This is a genomic window from Agromyces neolithicus (assembly GCF_039529735.1).
Classification (GTDB): domain Bacteria; phylum Actinomycetota; class Actinomycetes; order Actinomycetales; family Microbacteriaceae; genus Agromyces; species Agromyces neolithicus.
The window spans coordinates 319,844-344,720 of sequence record NZ_BAAANJ010000002.1 but is presented as its reverse complement, the minus strand read 5'-3'; the positions used below and the strand labels follow the sequence as shown (position 1 = coordinate 344,720).

General features: G+C 69.8%; 20 protein-coding genes. 13 read left to right on the top strand and 7 right to left on the bottom strand.

The features are described 5' to 3' along the window. The first annotated feature begins 4 nt into the window (after window positions 1–4). From mtrB to secA, 5 genes are all read left to right on the top strand, one after another. On the top strand, window positions 5–1,762 hold the full coding sequence (gene mtrB / locus ABD164_RS04850; RefSeq protein WP_344293985.1) for an MtrAB system histidine kinase MtrB: 1,758 nt from the start codon (window positions 5–7) through the stop codon (window positions 1,760–1,762). Beyond that, on the top strand, window positions 1,755–3,443 hold the full coding sequence (locus tag ABD164_RS04845; RefSeq protein ID WP_344293982.1) for an LpqB family beta-propeller domain-containing protein: 1,689 nt from the start codon (window positions 1,755–1,757) through the stop codon (window positions 3,441–3,443). The genes mtrB and ABD164_RS04845 overlap by 8 nt, the downstream gene beginning before the upstream one ends. 94 nt (window positions 3,444–3,537) lie before the next feature. After that, window positions 3,538–4,350 (top strand): ComF family protein, encoded by an 813-nt coding sequence (locus tag ABD164_RS04840; RefSeq protein ID WP_344293980.1) that lies wholly within the window; start codon window positions 3,538–3,540, stop codon window positions 4,348–4,350. A 23-nt stretch (window positions 4,351–4,373) separates the two neighbouring features. Next, complete coding sequence (gene hpf / locus ABD164_RS04835; RefSeq protein ID WP_344293978.1) at window positions 4,374–5,078, top strand: ribosome hibernation-promoting factor, HPF/YfiA family; 705 nt, start codon at window positions 4,374–4,376, stop codon at window positions 5,076–5,078. Between the two features lie 163 nt (window positions 5,079–5,241). Continuing rightward, the gene (gene secA, locus ABD164_RS04830; RefSeq protein ID WP_344293976.1) at window positions 5,242–8,031 is read left to right on the top strand and encodes a preprotein translocase subunit SecA; all 2,790 of its coding nucleotides are present in this window, start codon (window positions 5,242–5,244) and stop codon (window positions 8,029–8,031) included. Between the two features lie 244 nt (window positions 8,032–8,275). Here the strand turns inward: secA and ABD164_RS04825 are convergent, their stop codons facing one another. Next, entirely contained in the window at window positions 8,276–8,737 is a 462-nt protein-coding gene (locus ABD164_RS04825; RefSeq protein WP_344293974.1) for an Rv3235 family protein, read from the bottom strand. A gap of 182 nt (window positions 8,738–8,919) precedes the next feature. Between ABD164_RS04825 and ABD164_RS04820 the strand changes: the two genes are divergently transcribed. After that, a complete protein-coding gene (locus ABD164_RS04820; RefSeq protein ID WP_344293972.1) occupies window positions 8,920–9,516 on the top strand; it encodes a hypothetical protein in 597 nt (198 codons plus the stop codon). A 46-nt stretch (window positions 9,517–9,562) separates the two neighbouring features. On the opposite strand, the gene ABD164_RS04815 is transcribed toward ABD164_RS04820, so the two are convergent. Further along, on the bottom strand, window positions 9,563–9,856 hold the full coding sequence (locus tag ABD164_RS04815) for a helix-turn-helix domain-containing protein (protein WP_344293970.1): 294 nt from the start codon (window positions 9,854–9,856) through the stop codon (window positions 9,563–9,565). A 123-nt stretch (window positions 9,857–9,979) separates the two neighbouring features. On the opposite strand from ABD164_RS04815, the gene ABD164_RS04810 reads away from it, so the two are divergent. The 3 genes from ABD164_RS04810 to ABD164_RS04800 are packed head-to-tail and all read left to right on the top strand — an operon-like array spanning window position 9,980 to window position 13,374. After that, window positions 9,980–10,606, top strand: coding sequence for an SAF domain-containing protein (locus tag ABD164_RS04810; protein ID WP_344293968.1), 627 nt, complete (start codon window positions 9,980–9,982; stop codon window positions 10,604–10,606). 1 nt (window position 10,607) lies between these two features. After that, the gene (locus ABD164_RS04805) at window positions 10,608–11,855 is read left to right on the top strand and encodes a CpaE/TadZ family protein (RefSeq protein ID WP_344293966.1); all 1,248 of its coding nucleotides are present in this window, start codon (window positions 10,608–10,610) and stop codon (window positions 11,853–11,855) included. Window positions 11,856–11,880: 25 nt separating this feature from the next. Continuing rightward, window positions 11,881–13,374, top strand: coding sequence for a sensor histidine kinase (locus ABD164_RS04800; RefSeq protein ID WP_344293964.1), 1,494 nt, complete (start codon window positions 11,881–11,883; stop codon window positions 13,372–13,374). Between the two features lie 109 nt (window positions 13,375–13,483). On the opposite strand, the gene ABD164_RS04795 is transcribed toward ABD164_RS04800, so the two are convergent. Continuing rightward, window positions 13,484–13,732 carry a WhiB family transcriptional regulator gene (locus tag ABD164_RS04795; protein WP_231048476.1) on the bottom strand — a complete coding sequence of 83 codons (249 nt, stop codon included), beginning with the start codon at window positions 13,730–13,732 and terminating at the stop codon, window positions 13,484–13,486. Window positions 13,733–13,928: 196 nt separating this feature from the next. On the opposite strand from ABD164_RS04795, the gene ABD164_RS04790 reads away from it, so the two are divergent. Next, window positions 13,929–14,426, top strand: coding sequence for a hypothetical protein (locus ABD164_RS04790; RefSeq protein ID WP_344293962.1), 498 nt, complete (start codon window positions 13,929–13,931; stop codon window positions 14,424–14,426). A gap of 38 nt (window positions 14,427–14,464) precedes the next feature. Here the strand turns inward: ABD164_RS04790 and bcp are convergent, their stop codons facing one another. The 3 genes from bcp to aroA form a co-directional block, all read right to left on the bottom strand. Next, entirely contained in the window at window positions 14,465–14,944 is a 480-nt protein-coding gene (bcp, locus tag ABD164_RS04785; RefSeq protein WP_344293960.1) for a thioredoxin-dependent thiol peroxidase, read from the bottom strand. Between the two features lie 202 nt (window positions 14,945–15,146). Beyond that, the gene (rsgA, locus tag ABD164_RS04780) at window positions 15,147–16,190 is read right to left on the bottom strand and encodes a ribosome small subunit-dependent GTPase A (RefSeq protein ID WP_344293958.1); all 1,044 of its coding nucleotides are present in this window, start codon (window positions 16,188–16,190) and stop codon (window positions 15,147–15,149) included. Further along, window positions 16,187–17,557: a 3-phosphoshikimate 1-carboxyvinyltransferase gene (gene aroA / locus ABD164_RS04775; protein WP_344293956.1), complete on the bottom strand. Its 1,371-nt coding sequence runs from the start codon at window positions 17,555–17,557 to the stop codon at window positions 16,187–16,189. The genes rsgA and aroA overlap by 4 nt, the downstream gene beginning before the upstream one ends. Before the next feature lie 109 nt (window positions 17,558–17,666). Here aroA and ABD164_RS04770 point away from each other — a divergent pair, with 109 nt between their 5' ends. The 3 genes from ABD164_RS04770 to ABD164_RS04760 all read left to right on the top strand — a co-directional run bounded on the left by ABD164_RS04770 (window position 17,667) and on the right by ABD164_RS04760 (window position 20,908). Next, the gene (locus tag ABD164_RS04770; RefSeq protein WP_344293954.1) at window positions 17,667–18,314 is read left to right on the top strand and encodes a sigma-70 family RNA polymerase sigma factor; all 648 of its coding nucleotides are present in this window, start codon (window positions 17,667–17,669) and stop codon (window positions 18,312–18,314) included. Beyond that, the gene (locus ABD164_RS04765; protein ID WP_344293952.1) at window positions 18,311–18,562 is read left to right on the top strand and encodes a zf-HC2 domain-containing protein; all 252 of its coding nucleotides are present in this window, start codon (window positions 18,311–18,313) and stop codon (window positions 18,560–18,562) included. The genes ABD164_RS04770 and ABD164_RS04765 overlap by 4 nt, the downstream gene beginning before the upstream one ends. Window positions 18,563–18,736: 174 nt before the next feature. Then, window positions 18,737–20,908, top strand: a complete 2,172-nt coding sequence (locus ABD164_RS04760; RefSeq protein ID WP_344293950.1) for an MMPL family transporter — start codon at window positions 18,737–18,739, stop codon at window positions 20,906–20,908. Between the two features lie 62 nt (window positions 20,909–20,970). On the opposite strand, the gene ABD164_RS04755 is transcribed toward ABD164_RS04760, so the two are convergent. Next, on the bottom strand, window positions 20,971–24,750 hold the full coding sequence (locus ABD164_RS04755) for a multifunctional oxoglutarate decarboxylase/oxoglutarate dehydrogenase thiamine pyrophosphate-binding subunit/dihydrolipoyllysine-residue succinyltransferase subunit (protein ID WP_344293948.1): 3,780 nt from the start codon (window positions 24,748–24,750) through the stop codon (window positions 20,971–20,973). Window positions 24,751–24,877: the final 127 nt, after the last annotated feature.

Below are 24,877 nucleotides of genomic sequence, written 5' to 3'. Positions count from 1 at the left end.
GCGCATGACGGCGGCCGAGGCTCCGGCGCGGTTCCAGCCCGGGTGGTGGCGCGAGGTGCCGCGGCGCGTCGTCGCCGCCTGGCGGGGCTCGCTGCAGTTCCGCACCGTCATCATCACCCTCGCGCTGTCGTCGCTCGCGATCCTCGTGATCGGGGCCTACATCTCGTTCAGCGTCGCGTCGAACATCTTCCAGCAGCAGCTCGACCGCACGCTCGAAGCCTCGAACAACGCCACAGTGGCGGCGCAGCGCATTCTCGATTCGTCAGACGCGGCCGACCGGGCGTCGCTGCAGAGCCTCATGAGCTCGACCATCCGCACCGTGCAGGCCGTCTCGGGCAGCACCGCGATCGCCTACTTCCGGGCGCCGGGTCAGGAGCCGAGCGGCAACGCTCCGCCCGATCGCGGCGCACCCGACCTCAGCAGCGTGATCACGCGTGAGTTGCGTACCCGCGTGCACGACAATCCGGGCGGCCAGTTCTGGCAGTCGGTCGCGCTCGAGAACGGCGACGGCGACACCGATCCGGGGGTGGTCGTCGGCAGCGACCTCGAGGCACCTCCCGGCGCCGGGCGCTACGAGCTCTACATCGGCTACAACTTCGCGGCGGCGCAGGACTCGCTGGCATTCATGCAGGCCGTCGGCATCGTCGGGGGCCTGGCACTGCTCGCGCTGCTCACCGCCATCATCTTCCTCGTCGTGCGATGGGTGATCGAACCGATCCGCAACGCCGCGGCGACGAGCCGGCGACTCGCTGCCGGCGATCTCGGCGTGCGCATGCCCTCGCGAGGCGAAGACGAGCTCGCCACCCTCGCCGCCTCGTTCAACGGCATGGCCGACAGCCTGCAGGCGCGCATCCGCGAGCTCGCCGAGCTCTCGGTCATGCAGCAGCGGTTCGTCTCCGACGTCTCGCACGAGTTGCGCACCCCGCTCACGACCATCCGGCTCGCGGGCGATGTGCTCTACGGCCAGCGAGAGGACTTCCCCGGCCCGACCTCGCGGACTGTCGAACTGCTGCACACCCAGACCGACCGATTCGAGATGCTGCTCGCCGACCTGCTCGAGATCAGCCGGTACGACGCCGGGTCGGTCGAACTCGCGACCGAACCCACGAACCTCGTGAACCTGGCCGGTGACGCGATCGAATCGATGCACGAGCTCGCGCGGGGGCGCGGCAGCGAGCTGCGGCTCGTCGCCCCGGGCGGCCATCTCGACGCCGAGGTCGACCCTCGCCGCATCCGTCGCATCGTGCGCAACCTGCTCGGCAACGCGATCGAGCACGGCGAGGGGCGCCCCATCGTGGTCGCGGTCGACAGCAATGCCACGGCCATCGCGCTGTCGGTGCGCGACTACGGCCTCGGCATGACCGAAGACGACAGCGCCCGCGTGTTCGACCGGTTCTGGCGGGCCGATCCGAGCCGAATGCGCACGATCGGCGGCACCGGCCTCGGCCTCGCGATCTCGCTCGAAGACGCGGTGGCGCACGGCGGCACGATCGACGTCTGGTCGAAGCCCGGCGCCGGCACCGTGTTCCGCCTGACGCTGCCACGCACCGGCGCCGACGCGGCGTCGGTCGTCTCGCCGTTGCCGCTCGAGCCCGACGACGCGGGCGCCGCAGGACCGCCCCCGACCGGCGCGGTCTCGGCGGTCGACACCGACGCGATGCAGGTCGTCGACGAGTCGGGCGCGGCTGCGGCGCGAACGACGGATGCCCCCCGCGGGGCGTCCTCGCCGACCCGAGCCCCCGAAGAGGCCCGCGATGCGTAGACGACACGTGGTTGCGGCATCCCTTGCCCTGATATTGCTCACCCTGCTCACGGCGTGCGTCTCGCTTCCGAGCTCGGGCCCCGTGACCGCCGGCGACCCCGAGCCCGTCGAGCAGTCGCTCGAGCTCGACACGTTCGTGCGTCCGCCGCAGACCGACGCGACGCAGCAGCAGATCGTGCAGGGCTTCATCGAGGCCGCGGCGAGCTCGCGCAACCGCTACCAGGCCGCGCGAGACTACCTGACGCCGGCGTTCGCCGCAGAGTGGCAGCCCGAGGCCGGCGCGACCATCGACGTGCTCAGCGATCGCACGTACGAGCTGACGAGCGAGACCACGATGGTCGTCGACGCGACGCCCGCGGCCTCGCTCACCTCGAACGGGCAGTACGACCTGCCCGAATCGAGCGCCGAAGTGCAGTTGCCCTACCGGCTCGAGCAGGTCGACGGGCAGTGGCGCATCGCCGAGGCGCCGCCGGGCCTGCTCGTCGACGAGATCACGTTCGAAGAGGTGTTCTCGCAGCACGCGCTGTACTTCTACGACACCGACTACCGCTACCTCGTGCCCGACCTGCGCTGGTTCGCCGGACGCGACTCGGCGCAGACGAGCATCGTGCGCGCCCTGCTGGCCGGGCCAGCCGAGTGGCTGGCGCCGGGGGTCGTCTCGGCGTTCCCCGAGGGGATGCAGCTCGACCCCAACTCGGTTCCCGTGTCGGGCGGCACCGCGAGCGTCGGCTTCTCGGGGGCATCGTTCGACGACCTCGTCACGGTGCAGCGCATGCAGGAACAGCTCGATGCCAGCCTCATCGGCAGTGTGCGCAACGTCGACGAGGTCGCGCTCGCCCTCGACGGGGCGGTGCAAGAGGTGCCGCCGCTCTCGCCCGAACCCGAGGCGAATCCGCGCGTCGATGCTCGGCCGGTCGTCTTCGACGGCACCGATTTCGGGCACCTCTCGGCGTCGGGCGAATCCATCGAGCCGATCGCCGGCGTGTCCGCACAGGTCGCGGGCCTCGCTCCCAACGGCGCCTCGGTCGGGCCGGGCGCCGAAGCCGTAGCGGTGCGGTCGGGCGGCGGCGTCGCGATCGTGCGCACCGACGAAGAGGCGGCGCCACTCGACCCGAGGCCGGGGCTCGTCGTGCCCGACATCGATCCGCACGGCGTGGTCTGGTCGGTTCCGGCCGATGCGCCGGGCGAGCTCGTCGCGTTCCTCCCCGACGGCACCGAACTCCAGATCCCGGTGCCGTGGTCGGGTGATTCGGTGGCGGCCATCGAGGTGTCGCGCGACGGCACCCGCATCATCGCGCTGCTGGGCGAGGGTTCGCGCACCGCGTTCCTGGCCGCTTCGATCGAGCGCGACGGCGACGGGTTCCCGACCCAACTCGGGCCCGAGGTGCTGCGGCTCGCCAGCGTCGCCGGCACACCGCTCGACGTGGCGTGGCTCGACGCGCGCCGGGTCGCGTCGATCACGGCGCTGACCGGCGGCGAGACCCGCGTGATCATCCAGGTCGTGGGCGGGCTCTCCGAGGTCGTGCAGGGCCCGGCCGACGGCATCTCAGTCGTCGGCGGCAACGGCGAGGGCGACCTGCGGGTGCTCACCTCCACGGGCGATCTCGACGCCCGCAGCGGGGTCGGGTGGCAGGTTCGTGCGAGCGGCATCCGATTCGCGGCGACACAGCAGCCCGACTGACCGCTCGTCCTCGACAGGCGGGGGCGCGTGCGAGCCGTCCACAAGGACCGACGGCACCGGTCCGTTCGCGGTGGCGGCTGACGAGACTGAGCGGATGTCCCGCCCCGCGCCGTTCGCCCCCGCCGCCCGCGGCGACCGCGGCCTGCGCGATCGCGTTCGGGAGGCGGCGCTCGACGCGCTCGCCGTGCTGGCACCCGTCGAGTGCTCGGGCTGCCGGCGCCCCGACCGGGCGGTGTGCGACGCCTGCCGTCACGCGCTCGCCGCGCACCCGATCCCGGTGTCCCGTCCCGGCCTCGAACAGCGCGATGCGCCGCCCGTGTGGGCGGCCCTCCAGTACGCCGGACCGGTCGCCGCCGTGATCGGGGCGTTCAAGGATGCCGGCCGCACCGACGCGGCCCCGCTGCTGGGGCGGGCCCTGCACACGTCGATCGCGTTCGCGCTCGCCGGAGCGCCCGACGATCGGCCGATCGAGGTGTGCACGATCCCGTCGACGGCCCGGGCCCTTCGCGAGCGCGGGTATCGCCCGGTCGAGCTGATGCTCGGGCGCAGTGGCATCCGATCGTCGCCGGTACTGCGCCTGGCACGCGATCGCGCCGATCAGGCGGGGCTCGGCGTCGAGGCCAGGCGCGCGAACGCCGAGCGCGCGCTCGTCGCCCCTCGACCACTCAACGGCCGCCGATTCCTCGTCGTCGACGATGTGCTCACGACCGGTTCGACGCTCGCCGAGGCGATGCGCGCGCTCGCCGCGGCGGGGGCCGCGACGGTCGCTCTCGCGGTGCTCGCGGAGACGCCGCTTCGGCGGCCGCGCAGCACAGGAGACTCATGGCAAACATTCCGTGACAATGCCGTGCCAGACGACTACGGTGGCAGGACAGGCGTGGTCGATCCACCCTCTAGAACCGGGTGACACGCCGGTGAACGGAGGTCGTCATGGAACTGAACATCGTCGGACGCAACCTGGGGATCACGGATCGGTTTCGCGCGTACGCGACCGAGAAGTCGGAGAAGGTCACGCACCTCGCCGAACGTGCGATCTCGCTCGACGTGAAGCTCAGCCGTCACAATGAGAAGAACGGCAACCCGGGTATCGACCGCGTCGAGCTCACCCTCGTCGGCAAGGGACCGGTGGTCCGCGCCGAGGCAGACGGCTCCGACAAGTACGCGGCGTTCGACGTGGCGCTCGGCCGATTGCTCGAGCGCATCCGGCGGGCGAAGGACCGCCGCAAGGTGCACCGCGGTGGATCGCGGCGCCCCACCTCGCTTCGCGAGGCCACCGAGGCCGGCTTCACCGAGGTCGGCGTGCAGGCCGCCGCGCCCGAGGTGCTCGAGCAGGTGCGAACCGGCAGCATCCCCGTCGTCACCCAGACCGACGTGAGCGAAGAAGACGAGGTGTACAGCCCGGTGGTGATTCGACGCAAGGTGTTCCCGTCGACGCCCATGGCCGTCGACGACGCGCTCTACTACATGGAACTCGTCGGGCACGACTTCTACCTCTTCATCGACTCCGAGACCGGCAGGCCGAGCGTCGTGTACCGGCGCAAGGGCTGGGACTACGGGCTCATCGGCCTCGACGAGAACGCCGACGCTGACATCGACACCCCGGTGACGAAGGGCCGCGCGGCCGTCGCCTCCTGACCCGGCCACCCTCCAGACGCAGCGAATCCGCCCACCGCGACCGCGGTGGGCGGATTCCGCTCAGCCTGCATCCCACTAGCATGGCTAAGATGACCGCTGCACAGGCGGTAACGGGCATGCCCACCACCCGAGGCGTGTGCCCGACGATTACAGGAGAACATTCGTGGCTTCGATTCTGGAAAAGGTCCTCCGTGTCGGTGAGGGCCGAACCCTCAGGCGACTCGAGAACTACGCCGCGGCGATCAACGCCCTCGAAGACGGGTTCCAGGCGCTCAGTGATGACGAACTGAAGCACGAGACCGTCGAACTGCGCGAACGCTACTCCAACGGCGAGTCCCTCGACGACCTGCTGCCCGAGGCGTTCGCGGCCGTGCGCGAGGCATCTCGGCGCACCCTCGGCCTGCGGCACTTCGACGTACAGCTCATGGGCGGAGCGGCACTGCACCTCGGCAACATCGCCGAGATGAAGACCGGTGAGGGCAAGACCCTCGTGGCCACCACGGCGGCCTACCTGAACGCGCTCACCAGCCGCGGCGTGCACGTCATCACGGTCAACGACTTCCTCGCGAGCTACCAGTCCGAGCTCATGGGCCGCGTCTTCCGTGCACTCGGAATGACGACCGGATGCATCGTGGCCGGGCAGACTCCCGCGGTGCGCCGCGAGCAGTACGCGGCCGACATCACCTACGGCACCAACAACGAGTTCGGCTTCGACTACCTACGCGACAACATGGCGTGGCAGGCGAGCGACATGGTGCAGCGCGGCCACTACTTCGCGATCGTCGACGAGGTCGACTCGATCCTCATCGACGAGGCGCGCACCCCGCTGATCATCTCGGGCCCCGCCTCGGGCGAGGCCAACCGCTGGTTCGCCGAGTTCGCACGGCTCGCGAGCCGGCTCGTGCCCGGTGAAGACTTCGAGGTCGACGAGAAGAAGCGCACCGTCGGCGTGCTCGAGCCCGGCATCGAGAAGGTCGAAGACTACCTCGGCATCGACAACCTCTATGAGTCGGCGAACACCCCGCTCATCTCGTTCCTCAACAACTCCATCAAGGCGAACGCCCTGTTCAAGCGCGACAAGGACTACGTCGTCATGAACGGCGAGGTGCTCATCGTCGACGAGCACACCGGCCGCATCCTCGTGGGACGCCGCTACAACGAGGGCATCCACCAGGCGATCGAGGCGAAAGAGGGCGTGCAGGTCAAGGCCGAGAACCAGACCCTCGCCACGGTCACGCTGCAGAACTACTTCCGCCTCTACACCAAGCTCTCGGGCATGACCGGTACCGCCGAGACCGAGGCCGCCGAGTTCATGGCGACCTACAAGCTCGGTGTCGTCGCCATTCCCACCAACAAGCCCATGGTGCGCATCGACCAGGCCGACCTCGTCTACAAGAACGAAGAGGCGAAGTTCGCACAGGTCGTCGAAGACATCGTCGAGCGCCACGCCAAGGGCCAGCCGGTGCTCGTCGGCACGACCAGCGTCGAGAAGAGCGAGTACCTCTCGCGCCTGCTCGCCAAGAAGGGCGTGCGCCACGAGGTGCTGAACGCGAAGAACCACGCTCGTGAGGCCGCGATCGTGGCGCAGGCGGGTCGCCACGGCGCCGTCACCGTCGCCACCAACATGGCCGGCCGCGGCACCGACATCATGCTCGGCGGCAACGCCGAGTTCATGGCGGTGCAGCAGATGCACGAGAAGGGCCTCTCGCCCGTCGACACCCCCGAGGAGTACGAGGCTGCCTGGGACGCGGTGTTCGATGCGACGAAGGCCGCGGTCGAGAAAGAGGCCGAGAGGGTGCTCGAGGCCGGCGGCCTCTACGTGCTCGGCACCGAGCGGCACGAGTCGCGCCGCATCGACAACCAGCTGCGCGGTCGCTCGGGTCGCCAGGGCGACCCCGGCGAGAGCCGCTTCTACCTCTCGCTCACCGACGATCTCATGCGCCTGTTCAACGCGGGTGCCGCCGAGAGCCTCATGGCGCGCGGCGTACCCGACGACGTCGCCATCGAGTCGAAGGTCGTCACCCGGGCCATCCGTTCGGCGCAGTCGCAGGTCGAGGCGCGCAACGCCGAGATCCGCAAGAACGTGCTGAAGTACGACGACGTGCTCAACCGCCAGCGCGAGGCCATCTACGGCGACCGCCGGCACATCCTCGAGGGCGACGACCTGCACGAGCGCACGCAGAAGTTCCTCGAAGACGTCATCGATGAGGTGCTCGACTCGCACACCGCCGAGGGCAACCCCGACGAGTGGGACTTCGACGCCCTGTGGACCGAGCTCAAGACGCTCTACCCGATCGGCATCACGATCGACGAGGTCGTCGCCGAGGCGGGCGAGAAGGGTCGCGTCAACCGCGAGTTCGTTCGCCGTGAGATCCTCTCCGACGCGAAGCTCGCCTACCAGCGCCGCGAAGAGCAGCTCGGCAGCCCGGCGATGCGGGAGCTCGAGCGTCGCGTCGTGCTCTCGGTGATCGATCGCCGCTGGCGCGACCACCTCTACGAGATGGACTACCTGAAAGACGGCATCGGCCTGCGCGCCATGGCGCAGCGCGATCCCCTGGTCGAGTACCAGCGCGAGGGCTACGCCATGTTCCAGCAGATGATGGGCTCGATCCGCGAAGAGACGGTCGGCTTCCTGTTCAACCTCGAGGTCGAGGTCGCGCCGCAGGGCGGCGTCGGGCCGACCATCGAGGCCAAGGGCCTCGCGCGGCCGAGCACGCCCGAAGAGAAGCTCAGCTTCTCGGCCCCGAGCGATTCGGGTGGCGTCGAGGTGCGCAACCAGCGCGGTCAGGTTCAGCAGGCGGCCACGCAGCGCGCGCGGCGCGCGGTGGCCGAGAGCCAGGCGCCGCAGCCCGCGGTCGAGCCGGCGCGTGGCGCTTTCGGACAGAAGACCGAAGGCGACGCCGCGCCGCAGAACCGCGCCGAGCGTCGTGCGCAGGAGCGCAAGGGGCGTTAGTCGCCAGAGCTGACGGATGCCCCTGCCCGGCGATCACGCCGAGCAGGGGCATCCGTCATCTGTGGCCGTCGTCGCGGTGCCCGGCGCCGCCCGTCGGCCCCTGAGCGCGCAGCGCAGGCGCGCCCGGCCGGTGCGGGAGCGCCCGATCGGTGCGTGAGTGCGCGATCGGGCGCGCCGGAACCGCACTCGTATGCCGACCGGGCACTCGCGTGTCGATGCGGGGCGTGATCCGTGCGCGATCGAGTCAGAGCACGCTGATCGCGCTCGCGCGCCAGCGCTGGTCGAAGCCCTCGAGGCGGATGGCGACCGCGCGCGACCGCGCACGCTGGTGCACCATGATGACGCCCTCGATGACGCCGTCGGCGGGCTCGCACAGATGCACTCGCCCGAGCGTGAATGCCGGGCGCTGCGGCGCCTGGCCCTTGACCCGGCGCGCCCGCGCGGCGAGCACCACGCGCTTCGAGAGATTGCGGTAGACATCGTCATTGACCCACCGGGCGAGCTGGTCGAGGTCGCGGGCACCGGCGAGTGCCTCGATGACGCACCGGGTGAGGTTGCGTAGCAGGGGTTCGGGATCGGGCAGTTCGGCCCGCCGGGCCGGCTGGCGCGCGAAGTAGTCGTCGAGGTCGTCGTCGATGAAACGTGCGGGGGTGCCCGGGCCCGCGAGCGGTCGGGCGGTGGCTGTGGAGGTGGCGCGATCGGACATTCATGCTCCAGGTAGGGCCGGGGCTCGCCGACCTCATCGATCGCGCGACGTGAATGACCCCCGTAGTGGGGACCATCGTGATTCCTGTCTGAAACTAACGAGCGGCCGTGAAGGGTGTCAAGGAATTTCGGCGCCTGTGGACAACTTCGCCGACGCCCGACGTCAGGAGGTAGCGTCGCTGCATGCGCTGGGACCTGCTGTTCGACGACCTCGAGTCGCAGCTCGACCGCGAACAGCGCGATGAAGAGCGCGCGCTCGCCCTCGAGGGCGAGCGGCTGCGACTCGGTCGACTGACACTGCGCGACCGACTCACGGCCGTCTCGAGTGCCGCCGACGACGGCGACGCCATCGTGCGCGTCGAGTTGCACGGCGGCGTCGTCATGGCGTTGCGGCCGCTCGCGTTCGGCCGCGACTGGATGAGCGCCGAGTCGCGTGGCGCGGGCCGGCGCTCACGGCAGTGCGTCGTTCCACTTGCGGCGATCGCCGCAGTCCTACCGACACGCTCGCAACTCGATCCGAGCCTCGAGCCCGTGCCCGAGTCATCGGCTCGCCTCGCCGAACGCATCGGCCTGCCATTCGTGCTGCGCGACCTCTGCCGCCGCCGCACGCCCGTGCGGCTGACCACGGTCGACGGCGTTGTGCACGGCACGCTCGACCGGGTCGCGCGTGACCACGTCGACCTCGCGCTGCACGAGCCCGGTTCGCCGCGGCGTGAGCGTGAGATCCAGGGATACCGCATCGTGCCGCTGGCCCGCGTGCTGCTCATCGAGTTCGACTGACGACACATGTCGTCGTCGCCGGCGGCGCCCCGAGCCGACCGCGTGCTCAGTCGACCGGGCGGATACGGCCGCGTCGGGCACCCGACAACTCGAACACGTTCGCGAACTCGCCTTCGTTGAAGGCGGTGCGTGCGCGGGCGTCTTCGTACTGCAGCTCGATCCACACCTCGAGCTGCGCGCGCTCGATGCGCCACGGACCCGATGTTCCGACCCGGATCGCCGGGAGCTCACCCGAGCGGATCAGGTCGTCGACGGTCGCCACATCGACGGCGAGGATCTCTGCCGCGTCGGCGATCGTGAGGAAGCGGCCGATCTCGTCGCCCGAACCTGGTGAGGTCATGTGACGATTATCGACCTGCAGGGCTGTCGGCGGGGCGGTTGTGGATAACTTCGGAGCATTCACTCGGATTCGGGCGACGATTGGGTGCGGCGCGCCCGGCGCCGGCGAAAGGAGACACGGCGAATGGCACGTCGCACCGACCGCGAGCGAGGAGCCCTGCGGCTCGATCCCCGCCTCATCATCGGCATCGTGCTGATCGCCGGCTCGACGGCGGGCGTCTGGGCACTCGTCTCGGGATTCGACGACTCGATCGAGGTCTACGTCGCACGAGACACGATCACCGCCGGCAGTGCCGTCGAGGCCGGCGACCTCGCGGTCGAGTCCGTTCGGATCGGCGCGAGCGCCGAACACTACCTGCTCGCCGACGCAGACCTGGGCGACGGGCTCGTCGCGACGCGCACCGTGGCGGGCGGCGAGTTCGTGCCGAGGTCCGCGGTCGACGAGGCTGACCGCACTGGGCTGTCGGTCGTCGTCGTGCCCAGTCGCGGGCCGGTGCCGAAGGGGCTCTCGGCGGGCGACCGCATCGATGTCTGGTCGGCGAAGGCGGCCGACCGGGGGGCTTTCGAGCCGCCGAAGGTGCTGATCTCCGACGCCGAGATCGCCGGCATCGTCGAGAGCGAGGGAATGGTGCAGTCCACCAGCGTGTCGGTCGAGCTCCTCGTGCCGCGCGAGAAGGTCGCCGCCCTGCTTGAGGCGCTCGCGGCCGGCGATGCGATCGACCTCGTCGCAGCCCGATCGGCGGTGGGCTGAAATGGCGAGGCTCGCGCTCGCTCTCGATCCCACGACCGAAGATCGGCTGGTGCCCGACCTCGTCGAGCACGGGCACGCGATCGTCGCACGCCTCGTGGGCTGGCGCGACCTGCTCGAGAGCCTCGACGTGCTCGCGCCCGATGTCGTCATCGTCGGTGCCGGGCGCGGAACCCTGAGCGCAGAACTGCTCGACGCGTGCGACGAACGCGGAGTGCGCCTCATCGGGCTCGCCGGCGACGATGCCGAGCGGGCACACGCGGCACAGCTCGGGCTGCACGAGGTCGTCGACCGGGGCGCGCCGTCCACTGAGATCGAGACCCTCGTGAGCGGGGGAGTCCCCGTGCCCTCGCGGGTCGGCGAGCCCGAACGGCGGGCTGCAGGCGCGACATCCGTCATCGCGGTCTGGGGCCCAGCGGGCGCGCCCGGCCGTACGACGCTCGCCATCAATCTCGCCGCAGAGATCGCGGCCGCCGGCCATCGGGTGGCGCTCGTCGACGCCGACCCCTACGGCGGTGCGATCGCGCCATCGCTCGGGCTCCTCGACGAGACGCCGGGCTTCGCCGCCGCATGCCGGCTCGCCGGCTCAGACTCCCTCGACCGGGCCGAGCTCGAACGCATCGCACAGCGCTATTCGGCTCCACGCGCGTCGTTCGACGTGTTCACCGGGCTCGTCGGGCCGAGCCGCTGGCCCGAACTCTCGCGCGAGCGCGTGACCGCGGCGATCGGAGTGCTGCGAACGTGGGTCGAGTACGTCGTGATCGACGTCGGCTTCAGCCTCGAGCACGACGAGGAGCTCACGAGCGACCAGTTCGCGCCGCGCCGCAACGCGGCGACGTTCGCCGCCCTCGCCGCGGCCGACCAGGTCGTGGCGGTCGGTCTTGCCGACCCGGTCGGACTCTCGCGCCTGCTGCGCGGGCACGCCGACCTGGTCGATCTCGTCGAACCCGAGCGCATCGACGTCGTCGTCAACCGTGTTCGCACCGGCGCGCTCGGCATCGACGCCCACGCGCAGGTGCGCCAGACCCTTCGACGTTTCGCCGGGCTGGGCGACGCCGCCCTGCTGCCCCACGACGGCAGGGCGACCGATGCCGCCATCCTCACCGCGCGCACCCTGCGCGATGCGGCCGGCCGGTCGCCACTGCGCACCGCCATTCGCGAATACGTGCTCGACCGCCTCCTGCCCGCGCCCGAGCCTGTTCGGCGACGCGGCTTCGCCTTCGCCGCGGTGCGACGCACGGCCACCGGCTGAGCCCGCGCGCACTACGCTGGAACCCGTGTCGACCCTCAGTGATCTCGTCCTCGCCCAGGGCCGCAGCAGTCAGGCCGACGTCGACTGGCTGCACATGCTCGTCGGCGACCTGCAACTGCTCGCCGATCTCGCGTTCGCAGACATCGTGCTGTGGGTGCCCTCGGGCGACGCCGAGTTCGTCGCCGTGGCGCACGCGCGTCCGTCGAGCGCGGCGACACTCTTCTACCGCGACTTCGTCGGTCAAGAGATCAAAGACCAGTGGCGCGATCTCGTGACCGAGGCCTTCGACACGGCACGCATCGTCGACTCGTCGGCGCCCGATTGGTACGAAGAGATGCCCACGCGCGTCCGCGCGGTACCCGTCATGCGACGGCTCACGTCGACGGGCACCGACGTCGCGACCGAGCCGGTCGCGGTGATCACGAGGCACACCAACCTGGGCGCGACGCGCACGCCGAGCCGCCAGGAGCTCACGTTCAACGAATGCGCCGAAGAGCTCTTCCAGATGATCGAATCGGGCGACTTCCCCGACCTCGGTGCACCGACCGGTCCGCGGCGCGGCGCACCGCGTGCCTCCGACGGGCTCATCCGGCTCGACGTCGACGGCATCACGACGTTCGCGAGCCCGAATGCCCTTTCGGCATTCAACCGCATCGGCTTCGACGACGAGCTCGAGGGCGAATCGCTCGCCGAGGTCACGACCCGCCTCCTCGGCGGCAAACTCGTCGTCGACGAGTCGCTGCCCCTCGTCGTCACCGGCCGGGCACCGTGGCGCACCGACGTCGAGTCACGGGGCGTGACCGTGTCGCTGCGGGCCATCCCCATCCGTCGGCGCGGCGAACGCACCGGCGCCATCGTGCTCAGCCGCGACGTCACCGAGTTGCGCCACCAAGAGCAGGAGCTCATCACCAAAGACGCCACAATCCGAGAGATCCACCACCGCGTCAAGAACAACCTGCAGACCGTCGCCTCGCTGCTGCGCATCCAGGCGCGCCGCACTCGCTCCGACGAGGCCCGCGAGGCGCTCACCCAGGCCATGCGCCGGGTCGGTGCGATCGCGGTCGTGCACGACACGCTCTCAGAGGGGCTCTCGCAGAACGTGGACTTCGACCAGGTCTTCGACCGTGCGCTGCTGCTCGTCGCCGAGGTCGCGGCCGCACACAACACGACTGCGCACCCGAAGCGCACCGGATCGTTCGGTGTGCTTCCGAGTGAGTACGCGACCCCCCTCGCCCTCGCGCTCACCGAGCTCGTGACGAACGCAGTCGAGCACGGACTCGCCGGACAGGAGGGCGACGTCGAGGTGATCGCCGATCGCTCCGACACGATGCTCACCGTGCAGGTGCGCGACACCGGCGCCGGACTGCCTGAGGGCAAGGTCGGCGAAGGTCTCGGCACCCAGATCGTGCGCACGCTCATCCAGGGCGAGCTCAGTGGCACGATCGACTGGCACACCGTGGTGGGCCGGGGCACAGAGGTGACCATCGATGTGCCCCTGCGATGGATCGCGCCGGCGTAAGAGCTCTTGCTGCGTCACCCCGCGCAGCGGGCGTCACCCCGCGCGGCGGGCGTCACCCCGCGCGGCGGGAGTCAGCCCGCGCGGCGGGAGTCAGCCCGCGCGGCGGGAGTCAGCCCGCGCGGCGGGCGCGCGCGGCGCGGCGCTTCAGGGCGCGGCGCTCGTCTTCGCTGAGGCCACCCCAGACGCCCGAATCCTGACCGGACTCGAGGGCATACTGCAGGCAGATCTCGGTGACCGTGCAGCGGGCGCAGACAGCCTTCGCCTTCTCGATCTGGTCGACGGCAGGACCAGTGTTGCCGACCGGGAAGAAGAGTTCCGGGTCTGCGGTGAGGCAGGCGGCCTTGTCGCGCCAATCCATGTAGATGCTCCTTGCGGGTTTCGATCGCAGACACGCCTGTGGGCGCTTGCCATGAATGGCTGCTGCAGGGGGAAAGCCGAATCTCGGGAAGTAGGATCATGACTGATCGGCTCACCACCCTGTGAGCATCAATTCGGCCTCATAAATGGTCGCATAGCGGAGAGATCGAATCAATAGCCGTGTATGGGATAACCCTGTGAATCGACGCGACGACGCCCCCCACGATGACGGCGGCGCACCCCGATCGCCCCACCCCGAGGCATCCGAATCGACGAACGCGGGCGCGCGCCTCGGCGGCGTGCGCACCGCGCTGGCCGTCGTGAGCGTGCTGCTGTTCTTCGAGGCCGCCATCGTGAGCGCGCTCGTCGTATGGCTCGTCGTCGACCTGGTCTCGCTCGAACCCTCGTCGTACGTCACCGCGATCGCGCTCATCGCACTCGTCGTGATCGGTGCGATCTGGGTCTGGGCGGTGGCGATCGCGTCGCTCCGACGGGACCCATGGGCGCGAGCGGCGGCGATCGTGTGGCAGATCCTGCAGCTGTCTGTAGCGGTCGGCGCCTTCCAGGGCCTGTTCGCCCGCGCCGATGTCGGCTGGGCGCTCCTCGTGCCTGCGGTCACCGTGATCGGGTTGCTGCTGTGGACTCCTGTGCGGGTCGCGTATTCGCGGCCCGAAGACCGACCCGACGCCGCCTGAGCGGCGGCAGGCGTTGCCGGCGGCAGGCGTTGCCGACGTCAGGCTGCGTCGAGTCCGAGTTCGCGCCGCACGCGTGCGACGTGCCCTGTGGCCTTCACGTTGTACATGGCCTTCTCGATGCGGCCGTCGGCGCCGATGACGAACGTCGAGCGGATGGCTCCCACGACGGTCTTGCCATAGAGCATCTTCTCGCCCCAGACCCCGTATGCCCGCTGCACGGCGAGGTCGGTGTCGGAGAGCACGCTGAAGTTGAGGCGGTCACGGTCGGTGAAGCGCTTGAGTTTGGCGACATCGTCTTTCGACACGCCGATGACGCGGATGCCGGCACTCTTGAACGAGTTGAGGTTGTCGCGGAAGTCGCACGCCTCGGTGGTGCAGCCGGGGGTCATCGCCTCGGGGTAGAAGTAGAGCACGACCTTCGTGCCGCGCAGCAACGAGAGGGTGACGGGAGCGCCGTCCTGGTCGTCGAGCGTGAAGTCGGGAGCGAGGTCGCCCGGGGCGAGTCGTGCGTCAGTCATGTCACCCATCGTAGGCACGCTTCGATGTGCGGATGCTCCGTGCCGCCGCCGCGCGGAATGCACGATCCGCGTGCGCAACTCAGGAGCGGAGCGGCGTGTCGTCGGTCGGCACCGGCGCATACCGGCGCCCATCGGGCGCGACACACCTCCCGACCTGAATTGCGCACGGTGCCGTCGCGGCAGACTTGGGGCCGCCGTCGCCTCAGCCCGCGAACGTGGTGAGCAACCGCTGCAGCGAGTCGAGTCGCGCGCGGCCCGTCGCACCGAGTTCGCCGGCATCGACGGCCTCGTTGATCGCGCAGTCTGGCGAAGCGGGAAGGTGCGTGCAACCGCGCGGGCAGTCGTCGGCGATACGCGCGAGATCGGTGAACGCGGCGAGGATGTTGGCGCGGTCGACGTGGCCGAGCCCGAACGAGCGAACACCGGGCGTATCGACCGCCCAGCCGGTGCGCCCGTGGTGCTCGATGCGCAGGGACACCGTCGATGACGAGGTGTGGCGCCCTCGGCCGGTGACCACGTTGACACGGCCCGTGGCGCGGTCGGCGCCGGGCACGAGTGCATTCACGAGGGTCGACTTGCCGACGCCCGAGTGCCCGACCAGCACGGTGCGGTGGCCGACGAGTGCGTCGGCGATCTCGTCGAGCGGCATCGCATCGGTGCGCGATCGGAACACGGGGAGGTCGAGCCCCGCGAAGTTGTCGAGGAACTCGCTCGGATCGGCGAGGTCGGTCTTCGTCATGCACAGCAGCGGATCGATGCCCGCGTCGTATGCCGCGACGAGGTAGCGGTCGATCAGCCGGATGCGCGGCTCAGGGTTCGCGGCGGCCACGACGATGAGCATCTGGTCGGCGTTGGCCACGATGACCCGCTCGACCTCATCGGTGTCGTCGGCACTGCGACGCAGCAGGCTCGCCCGCTCGCCCACTCGCACGATGCGCGAGAGCGACCCGGGCTCGCCCGAGACGTCTCCGACGAGGTCGACGCGATCGCCGGTGACGACCGACTTGCGCCGCAGCTCGCTCGCCCGCGCGGCCGTTACCTCGTGCTCGTCGCGCCCACCCTCGTCGACGAGCACGGTGTAGCGGCCGCGATCGACGCCGAGCACCGTGCCCTCGACCGCGTCGGCGTGCTCAGGGCGGGTCTTCGTGCGCGGCCTGCTGCCGCGCCGGTTGGGGCGCACGCGGACATCGGATTCGTCGAACTCGGGCTCGTCGTCCTCGTCGTCGTCGGCGCTCCACCAGGTCATGCCAGCAGCTGCTCCCAGAGCGCGGTGAACTGCGGAAGGGTCTTGCCGGTCGTGGCGATATCGTCGACGATCACGCCGGGAACGGCGAGCCCGACGATCGCGCCGGTCGTCGCCATGCGGTGGTCGGCATAGGCGCGCCACGGCCCGCCGTGCAGCGGCGCCGGCTCGATGCGCAGCCCGTCGTCGAGCTCGGTGACTCGCCCGCCGAGCCCGTTGAGCTCGGCGGCGAGGGCGGCGAGCCGGTCGGTCTCGTGGTGGCGGATGTGGCCGATGCCCGTGATGGTCGAGGGCTCGTCGGCGAACGCCGCGAGCGCGACCAGGTTGGGTGCGAGTTCGCCGGCCTCGGAGAGGTCGAGATGAACGCCGCGGATGCCCCGGCCCTCGGCCGTCGCCGACGAAGGGGCGTGCACGGTGAGGCGGTCGCCGTCATGCTCTACGCGGGCGCCGAATTTCGGGAGGAGGTCGATGAGCTGTGCGCCGACCTGCGTGGTCTCGGACGGCCAGCCCGTGATGGTCACCGAACCCCCGGCCACCAGTGCGGCGACGAGGAACGGCGCTGCGTTCGAGAGGTCGGGTTCGATGTCGACGTCGATGCCGCGGATCGGGCCGGGAGCGACGATCCAGCGCCCGGTCTCGGGGTTATCGACCTCGACGCCCCGCGCCGTGAGCGTCGCGATGGTCATCTCGATGTGGGGGAGGCTCGGCAGTCGGTCGCCCGCATGTCGCAGGTCGAGGCCGCGCTCGAAGCGCGGCGCCGAGAGCAGCAGGGCCGAGACGAACTGGCTCGAGGCCGACGCGTCGATCTCGAGCTCGCCACCGCCGACCGAGCCGGTGCCGTGCACGGTGAACGGCAGGGTGCCGCGACGGTCGTCGTCGAGGTCGACGCCGAGCCCCTGCAGCCCGTGGATCACGCCGGCCATGGGGCGGCGCCTGGCATACTCGTCGCCGTCGAACGTCGTGGGGCCGAGCGCAAGTGCCGCGACCGGCGGCAGGAAGCGCATGACCGTGCCGGCGAGGCCGCAGTCGATCGTGGTCGAGCCGAGCAGTTCGCCGGCCGGCGTGACCCGCAGGTCGTCGCCGAACCCGCCCGAGCCGGGAACGCGCTCGAAGCCGGTGCCGAGCGACCGCAGCCCGTCGATCATGAGCTCGCTGTCGCGCGACCAGAGCGGGGCGTGCAGGGTCGACGGCGAGTCGGCGAGGGCGGCCAGCACGAGCTCTCGATTCGTGAGCGACTTCGACCCGGGAAGCGACAGTACCGCGGACAACTTCGACGCCGCGAGCGGGGCGCGCCACCCGTCATCCGTCTCGGTCTGCCTCGCATCACCGTACGGATCGAATTCGGGCTCGGAATACTTCGAAATCAGCATCGGTTATCAACAGTAGCGTCAGGGACGCGGAAGGAGAGTGGTGCGCGTGTCGCTTGCGGTACTCGAACGCCCGGTGGGTGCGAAGGTCGACGATCTAGGATGGCCAGTGATGACTGCCGACGAGACCGACACCACGCCGACCGACACCGAGACGACCAACGAGGCTCGGCCCATCGGCGAACTCTTCGAAGAGCAGGCGCTGCCGTTCATCGACCAACTCTACGCCGCAGCCCTTCGCATGACGAAGAACCCCTCGGACGCGCAGGACCTGGTGCAAGAGACGTTCGTCAAGGCGTTCGCGGCCTTCGGACAGTTCACCCAGGGCACCAACCTCAAGGCGTGGCTGTACCGCATCCTCACGAACACCTTCATCAACAGCTACCGCAAGAAGCAGCGCGAGCCCTATCAGGGCACCATCGACGAGCTCGAGGACTGGCAGCTCGGCGGCGCCGAGTCCACGACCGCCCGGTCGAGTCGCTCAGCCGAGGCCGAGGCCATCGACCACCTGCCCGACAGCGCCGTGAAAGACGCACTGCAGGCCCTGCCCGAAGACTTCCGGCTCGCCGTGTACTTCGCCGACGTCGAGGGCTTCTCGTATCAAGAGATCGCCGACATGATGAACACCCCCATCGGAACCGTGATGAGTCGCCTGCACCGTGGCCGGCGACTGCTTCGCGAATCCCTTGCCGACTACGCCCGCGAACAGGGGTTCGCTGCGGCCGAGAAGGCACCGAAACCCGCGAGGAGCGCGAAATGACCGACTGCGGCTGCGAGAAGGCCCGGGCTGAGCTCGAGGAGTACCTGCACAACGAGTTGCGCGGCGATGAGGCCGCCGACATCCGTGAGCACGTCGCGAACTGCGCCGACTGCCAGGCCGAATTGCGCGTCGGTGTCGCCATCACCGAGGTCGTGCAGCGCGCATGCCGCGAGAGCGCCCCCGAAGAGTTGCGCGTGCAGGTGCTCACCAAGCTGCGCGTGTACCAGTCGACACACACCACCGCCTGATCGCGCGGTCGGCGCGCTTCGACGCTTGACCGTATTCAATCGTTCGTTCGATGCGCTTGACTCGATGGCATCCGTAGCGTCGACGGTGTGATCGAATCTCCTGCCCGAACCGAACCAGACCGAACCGAACCCTCCCGAACCGAACCCACCCGGCCCGGCCCGGCGGGGCGCCGCGTGCCGACGTGGCTTCGCATCGTCATACCCGCAGCGCTCATCCTCGTGTGGCTCGCGCTGTTCGGTGCCGGCGGTTCCGCGTTCGGCCAGGTCTCGGCGGTCTCGACCAACGACCAGGCGCAGTTCCTCCCCGCCGAGTCCGAGGCGACGCGCGTGCAGGAGATCGCGGCCGGATTCCGGGGCGACGAGGTCGTCCCCGCGATCGTGGTCGTCGAGTCGGTCGCGCACGACGGCGCCGCCTCGTCACTGACCGACGCACAGCTCGAGGGCATCGCTGCGGCGGCGAACTCGCTGCAGGCCGTCGACGGCGTCGTCGCCGATGGTGTGTCGCCGGCGATCGTCTCAGACGACGGCCAGGCCGTCGAGCTGTTCGTGTCGATCGACGCGGGCGTCAAGGCGAGCGCGGTCGTCGCCGACCTGCGCGCCGACCTCGCAGCCGCGTTCGACGAGCCATGGGCCTCGGATCTGACGGTGGCCGTCACCGGCCCGGCAGGGCTCGCCGCCGACATCGCCGGCGCGTTCACGGGCATCGACGGTCTGCTGCTGCTGGTCGCGCTCGCCGCCGTCTTCATCATCCTCATCGTCGTGTATCGCTCACCCCTGCTGCCGCTGATCGTGCTCGGCACGAGCATGGCCGCGCTCACGGTGGCGGTGCTCGTCGCGGTCGCGCTCGCGAAGGCCGGTGTCGTGCTGCTCACCGGTCAGACACAGGGCATCCTCTTCATCCTCGTGATCGGGGCGGCCACCGACTACTCACTGCTCTACATCGCCCGCTACCGTGAAGCGCTCGCAACCCATGAACGCAAGTGGAATGCGACCTGGGCCGCGCTGCGCGGGGCCTGGGAACCGATCGTCGCCTCGGGCGGCACGGTCGTCGCCGGCCTGCTCATGCTGCTCGTCAGCGAGCTCAACTCGAACAAGGCGCTCGGCCCGGTCGCGGCGATCGGCATCGTCTGCGCGGTGCTCGCCGCGCTCACGCTGCTGCCGGCGTTGATGCTCTGGGCCGGCCGGGTCGCCTTCTGGCCGCGTCGGGTCACGGTGCGCGGCGAAACCGCCGACGAGGTACCGGATGCCCCGACGCGCGGCCTCTGGCCGGCGGTCGGCAGGCTCGTGGCGAAGCGGCCCCGCATGGTGTGGATCACCTCGACCCTCGTGCTCGGTGTGATGGCGCTCGGGCTCACCCAGCTGAACGCCGACGGGGTGAGCCAGAGCGAGTTCGTGCTCGGCGCCTCTGAAGCCCGCGACGGCCAGCAGGTGCTCGGCGACCACTTCCCGGCAGGCTCGGGCACGCCGGTGCTCGTGGTCGCGCCCGAAGCCCGGTTCGACGAGACCGCCGACGTGCTGCTCGCCGCCGACGCAGTGATCGGGGTCACCGTGGTCGCCGCCGACGCTCCGGGCGGTTCGCTCGCGGTCACCGCCGAGGGCGTCGCGCCGTCGGCGATTCCCGGGGCACCGGCCGCCGATCCCACTGTGCGCGACGGTCAGGTGCTGCTGCAGGCGACCCTCGACTCGGCGGGCGACTCGCTCGAGGCCGAGGCGACCGTCACCGAGCTGCGGGCATCGCTCGCCTCGATCGATGGCGACGTGCTGGTGGGCGGAACATCGGCGATCGCGCTCGACACGGCCGCCGCCGCGGTGCACGACCGCAACCTCGTGATGCCGCTCGTGCTCGCAGTGATCCTGCTCATCCTGATCGTGCTGTTGCGCTCACTCGTGGCGCCCCTGCTGCTCGTCGCGAGCGTGGTGCTGTCGTTCGGGGCCGCGCTGGGCGTCTCGGCGCTCGTGTTCAACGGCGTGCTCGACTTTCCCGGTGCCGACCCCACCGTGCCGCTCTACGGCTTCGTGTTCCTCGTCGCCCTCGGCGTCGACTACAACATCTTCCTGATGACGCGCGTGCGCGAGGAGGCGCGCACGCACGGCACGCGGGCGGGAATCGTGCGCGGCCTCATCGCCACGGGTGGAGTCATCACGTCGGCCGGCATCGTGCTGGCTGCGACGTTCGCCGCGCTCGGAGTGCTGCCGATCCTGTTCCTCGCGCAGATCGCGTTCATCGTCGCGTTCGGCGTCATCCTCGACACCGTCATCGTGCGGTCGCTGCTCATTCCCGCCCTGTCGTACGACATCGGCCGAACGATCTGGTGGCCGAGCAGGTTGGCACGCGGTCGGCGGTAGCGCGGCCGCAACGACGAAGCGAGCGGATGCCCGGGGCATCCGCTCGCTTCGTGCGCTGCAGGTCAGAGCGTGATCGCGCGCCGAATGAGCTCGGCCTGCTCGGAGGCGTGTCGCTTGGCCGACCCGGTCGCCGTCGCCGCTGCGGACTCGCGGGCGACGACTTCGACCCGACGGGGGCCGAGCTTGTTCGTCTCGATGATGAAGTACGGCCAAGCGCCCTGGTTCTCGGGCTCTTCCTGCGCCCACATGAGCTCTGCGTCGGGGTAGGCCTCGGCGATCGCCTTGAGCTCGACCGCCGGCAGCGGGTAGAGCTGCTCGAGGCGCACCACGGCGACCTCGGTGTTCTGCTGCTTGTCGAGCTCGTTGATCAGGTCGTAGTAGATCTTGCCCGACACGAACACCACGCGCTTGACCGCCGACCGGTCGGTGATGCGCGGGTCGTCGAGCACCGGCTCGAACTTGCCGTTCGTGAAGTCGGCCACCTCGCTCGTCGCGCCGCGCAGCCGCAGCATCGCCTTGGGGGTGAACACCACGAGGGGCCGGCGCGGTCGTGCGTATGCCTGGCGGCGCAGCAGATGGAAGTACGACGCGGGCGTCGACGGGCGAGCCACGGTCATGTTGTTCTCGGCGCACATCTGCAGGTAGCGCTCGATGCGGCCGCTCGAGTGGTCGGGTCCCTGTCCCTCGTAGCCGTGCGGGAGCAGCAGAACGACGCTCGAACGCTGGCCCCACTTCTGCTCGGCCGATGAGATGAACTCGTCGACGATGGTCTGCGCGCCGTTCGCGAAATCGCCGAACTGCGCCTCCCACAGCACGAGCGCGTCAGCCCGTTCGACCGAGTAGCCGTACTCGAAGCCCATCGCCGCGTACTCGGAGAGCAGGGAGTCGTAGATCCAGAAGCGGGCCTGGTTGTCGGCGAGGTACTGCAGCGGCAGCCACTCCTGGCCGTTCACGCGGTCGTGCAGCACGGCGTGCCGCTGCACGAACGTGCCACGGCGGGCGTCTTGGCCGGCGAACCGCACCGGGGTGCCCTCGAGCAGCAGCGAGCCGAGTGCGAGCAGCTCGCCGAAGCCCCAATCGATCTTGCCGTTGCGGCTCATGTCGCGGCGCTTGGTGAGCAATTGCTGGATCTTGGGGTGCACCGTGAACCCGGCGGGCTTGTTGTCGAAGGCGTCGCCGATGGTGTGCACGACCTCGAGCGCGACACCGGTGGTGTCGAGCTCGCCGGTGGCGGTCTCGGGCTCATGCGAGCTCTCGGTCGCGCCGACCACGGTGATTGCACCGGTCTGCACCGCATGCGTCTCGGCGAAGGCGCGCTCGAGCCGGTCTTGGAAATCGCGGTGCGCCTCTTCGTACTCTTCTTCGGTGATGTCGCCGCGGCCGACGAGCGCCTCGGTGTACAGCTTTCGCACCGAGCGCTTGGCCTCGATGAGGTTGTACATGAGCGGCTGGGTCATCGAGGGGTCGTCACCCTCGTTGTGGCCGCGACGGCGGAAGCAGACGAGGTCGATGACGACGTCGCGCTTGAACTCCTGGCGGTACCGGAACGCGAGCTCGGCGACGCGAACGACCGCCTCGGGGTCGTCGCCGTTCACGTGGAAGATCGGGGCTTGAATCGTCTTCGCGACATCGGTCGAGTAGATCGACGAGCGGGCGTCGCCCGGCACGGTGGTGAAGCCGACCTGGTTGTTCACGACGACGTGCACGGTGCCGCCGGTGCGGTACCCGCGCAGCTGCGACATCTGCATCGTCTCGAGCACGACGCCCTGGCCGGCCATGGCGGCGTCGCCGTGCACGAGGATCGGCAGGATCGAGAACGTGCCGATGGGCTTGCGGTCTTGCTTGGCGCGCACGATGCCCTCGAGCACGCCGTCGACGGCCTCGAGGTGCGACGGGTTCGCGGCGAGGGAGACGGGGATCTGGTGCCCGTCGTCTGCCGTGAAGGTGCCCTCGGTTCCGAGGTGGTACTTGACGTCGCCCGAGCCGGAGAAGGCCTTCGGCTCTTGGGTGCCCTCGAACTCGCGGAACACCTGGCCATAGGTCTTGCCGGCGATGTTGGTGAGCACGTTGAGCCGGCCGCGGTGCGCCATGCCGATGGCGACCTCGTCGAGGCCCTGCTTCGCCGCGCCCTGCAGGATCTCGTCGAGCAGCGGAATGACCGACTCGCCGCCCTCGAGGCTGAAGCGCTTCTGGCCGACGTACTTGGTCTGCAGGAAGGTTTCGAACGCCTCGGCCTCGTTGAGCTTGCCGAGGATGCGCATCTGCTCGTCGTGCGTGGGCTTCTCGTAGCTGCGCTCGACCTCGTTCTGGATCCACTTGCGCTGCACCGGATCTTGGATGTGCATGTACTCGATGCCGATCGTGCGGCAGTACGAGTCGCGCAGGATGCCGAGGATGTCGCGCAGCAGCATGGTGCGCTTGTCGCCGAAGCCGCCCGTGACGAACTCGCGGTCGAGGTCCCAGAACGTGAGGCCGTGGCTCGCGATGTCGAGGTCGGGGTGCGAGCGCTGCGTGTACTCGAGCGGGTCGGTGTCGGCCATCATGTGGCCGCGTACCCGGAACGAGTTGATGAGCTCCTGCACCCGGGCCGTCTTGTCGATGGCGCTCGCAATGTCGACCGAGATGTCGGGGGCCCATCGGATGGGTTCGTAGGGCAGGCGCAGCTCGGCGAAGATGTCCTCGTAGAAGCGCCGCTGGCCGATGAGCAGCTCGTGCACCTTCTTGAGGAACTCACCCGAGCCCGCACCCTGAATGACCCGATGGTCGTAGGTCGAGGTGAGCGTGATGGTCTTGCCGATCGCGAGGTTCGCGAGGGTCTTCTCGGAGGAGCCCTGGAACTCGGCCGGGTACTCGAGGGCGCCGGCGCCGATGATGCAGCCCTGGCCCTTCATGAGCCGCGGCACCGAGTGCACGGTGCCGATGCCGCCGGGGTTGGTCAGCGAGATCGTCGCGCCCGAGAAGTCGTCGGCGGTGAGCTTGTTCTTGCGAGCGCGCTGCACCAGGTCTTCGTAGGCGACCAGGTACTCGTTGAAGTTCATCGTCTCGGCGCGCTTGATGGCGGGGACGAGGAGGGCCCGGGTGCCGTCGGGCTTGGGCAGGTCGATCGCGATGCCGAGGCCGATGTGCGCCGGCTTGACGATGCTCGGCTTGCCGTCGGGTTCGGCGTAGAAGACGTTCTGGCTCGGGAAGTCCTTGAGCGCCTGGATGAGCGCCCACCCGATGAGGTGCGTGAACGACACCTTGCCACCGCGCGAGCGACGCAGGTGGTTGTTGATCACGATGCGGTTGTCGATCATGAGCTTGGCCGGGATGGTGCGAACGCTCGTCGCCGTGGGTACCGTCAGCGACGCGTCCATGTTCGCGGCGAGAGTCTTCGGCAGGCCGCGCAGCGGCACGACCTCGTCTTCACGGGGGGCGTCGGCGATGACGGGCTGCGGACTGGTGATCGGCACGTCGGCCGGCACGGGAGTCGTGCGGGGCGCCACCGAAGTGGTGCGTGCCGCCGGGGTCTGCCCGATCACCGGAATCGGCGCGGTGGCAGGCGCCGCAGGCGCGGCGGCCTCGGCAGGGGCGGGCGTCTCAGCCGCGGGCTCGGCCGGCGCCGCGGGCTGCTCGGGCGCCGGGACATCGGCCGCTTCAGGAGCCTGGGCGGCGGGAGCACCGGACCCGGCCGCCTGCCCGGGCTGTCGACCGTACTGCTCGAGCACTGGCCACCACGACTTGTCGACCGAGTCGGGATCGGCGAGGAACTTGGCGTACATCTCGTCGACGAGCCATTCGTTGGCCCCGTATTCGCCCGACGCCGTTTCGTCGGCTCCCGCTCCGGTCAATTGGCTCGACACAGCCTCTCGCCCACTCTCTCCGTTGATGCTGGATCACCTGCTTCGGCGATCGGATCGGTGCGCACGACGGGCACCGGATCGCCCCGACAAGCCTAACCCCCGCGCGGGTGCTCATGGCACCGGTGGG

Coding starts and splice junctions, on each gene's coding strand:
- rsgA (WP_344293958.1), bottom strand. CDS start 16,190: ATGACCTGGTGGAGCGCCGACGACGACGAGGACGACGAGCCCGAGTTC.
- mtrB (WP_344293985.1), top strand. CDS start 5: ATGACGGCGGCCGAGGCTCCGGCGCGGTTCCAGCCCGGGTGGTGGCGC.
- hpf (WP_344293978.1), top strand. CDS start 4,374: ATGGAACTGAACATCGTCGGACGCAACCTGGGGATCACGGATCGGTTT.
- aroA (WP_344293956.1), bottom strand. CDS start 17,557: ATGCTGATTTCGAAGTATTCCGAGCCCGAATTCGATCCGTACGGTGAT.
- ABD164_RS04770 (WP_344293954.1), top strand. CDS start 17,667: ATGACTGCCGACGAGACCGACACCACGCCGACCGACACCGAGACGACC.
- ABD164_RS04845 (WP_344293982.1), top strand. CDS start 1,755: ATGCGTAGACGACACGTGGTTGCGGCATCCCTTGCCCTGATATTGCTC.
- ABD164_RS04840 (WP_344293980.1), top strand. CDS start 3,538: ATGTCCCGCCCCGCGCCGTTCGCCCCCGCCGCCCGCGGCGACCGCGGC.
- ABD164_RS04825 (WP_344293974.1), bottom strand. CDS start 8,737: ATGTCCGATCGCGCCACCTCCACAGCCACCGCCCGACCGCTCGCGGGC.
- ABD164_RS04795 (WP_231048476.1), bottom strand. CDS start 13,732: ATGGATTGGCGCGACAAGGCCGCCTGCCTCACCGCAGACCCGGAACTC.
- bcp (WP_344293960.1), bottom strand. CDS start 14,944: ATGACTGACGCACGACTCGCCCCGGGCGACCTCGCTCCCGACTTCACG.
- ABD164_RS04810 (WP_344293968.1), top strand. CDS start 9,980: ATGGCACGTCGCACCGACCGCGAGCGAGGAGCCCTGCGGCTCGATCCC.
- ABD164_RS04815 (WP_344293970.1), bottom strand. CDS start 9,856: ATGACCTCACCAGGTTCGGGCGACGAGATCGGCCGCTTCCTCACGATC.
- ABD164_RS04805 (WP_344293966.1), top strand. CDS start 10,608: ATGGCGAGGCTCGCGCTCGCTCTCGATCCCACGACCGAAGATCGGCTG.
- ABD164_RS04820 (WP_344293972.1), top strand. CDS start 8,920: ATGCGCTGGGACCTGCTGTTCGACGACCTCGAGTCGCAGCTCGACCGC.
- ABD164_RS04765 (WP_344293952.1), top strand. CDS start 18,311: ATGACCGACTGCGGCTGCGAGAAGGCCCGGGCTGAGCTCGAGGAGTAC.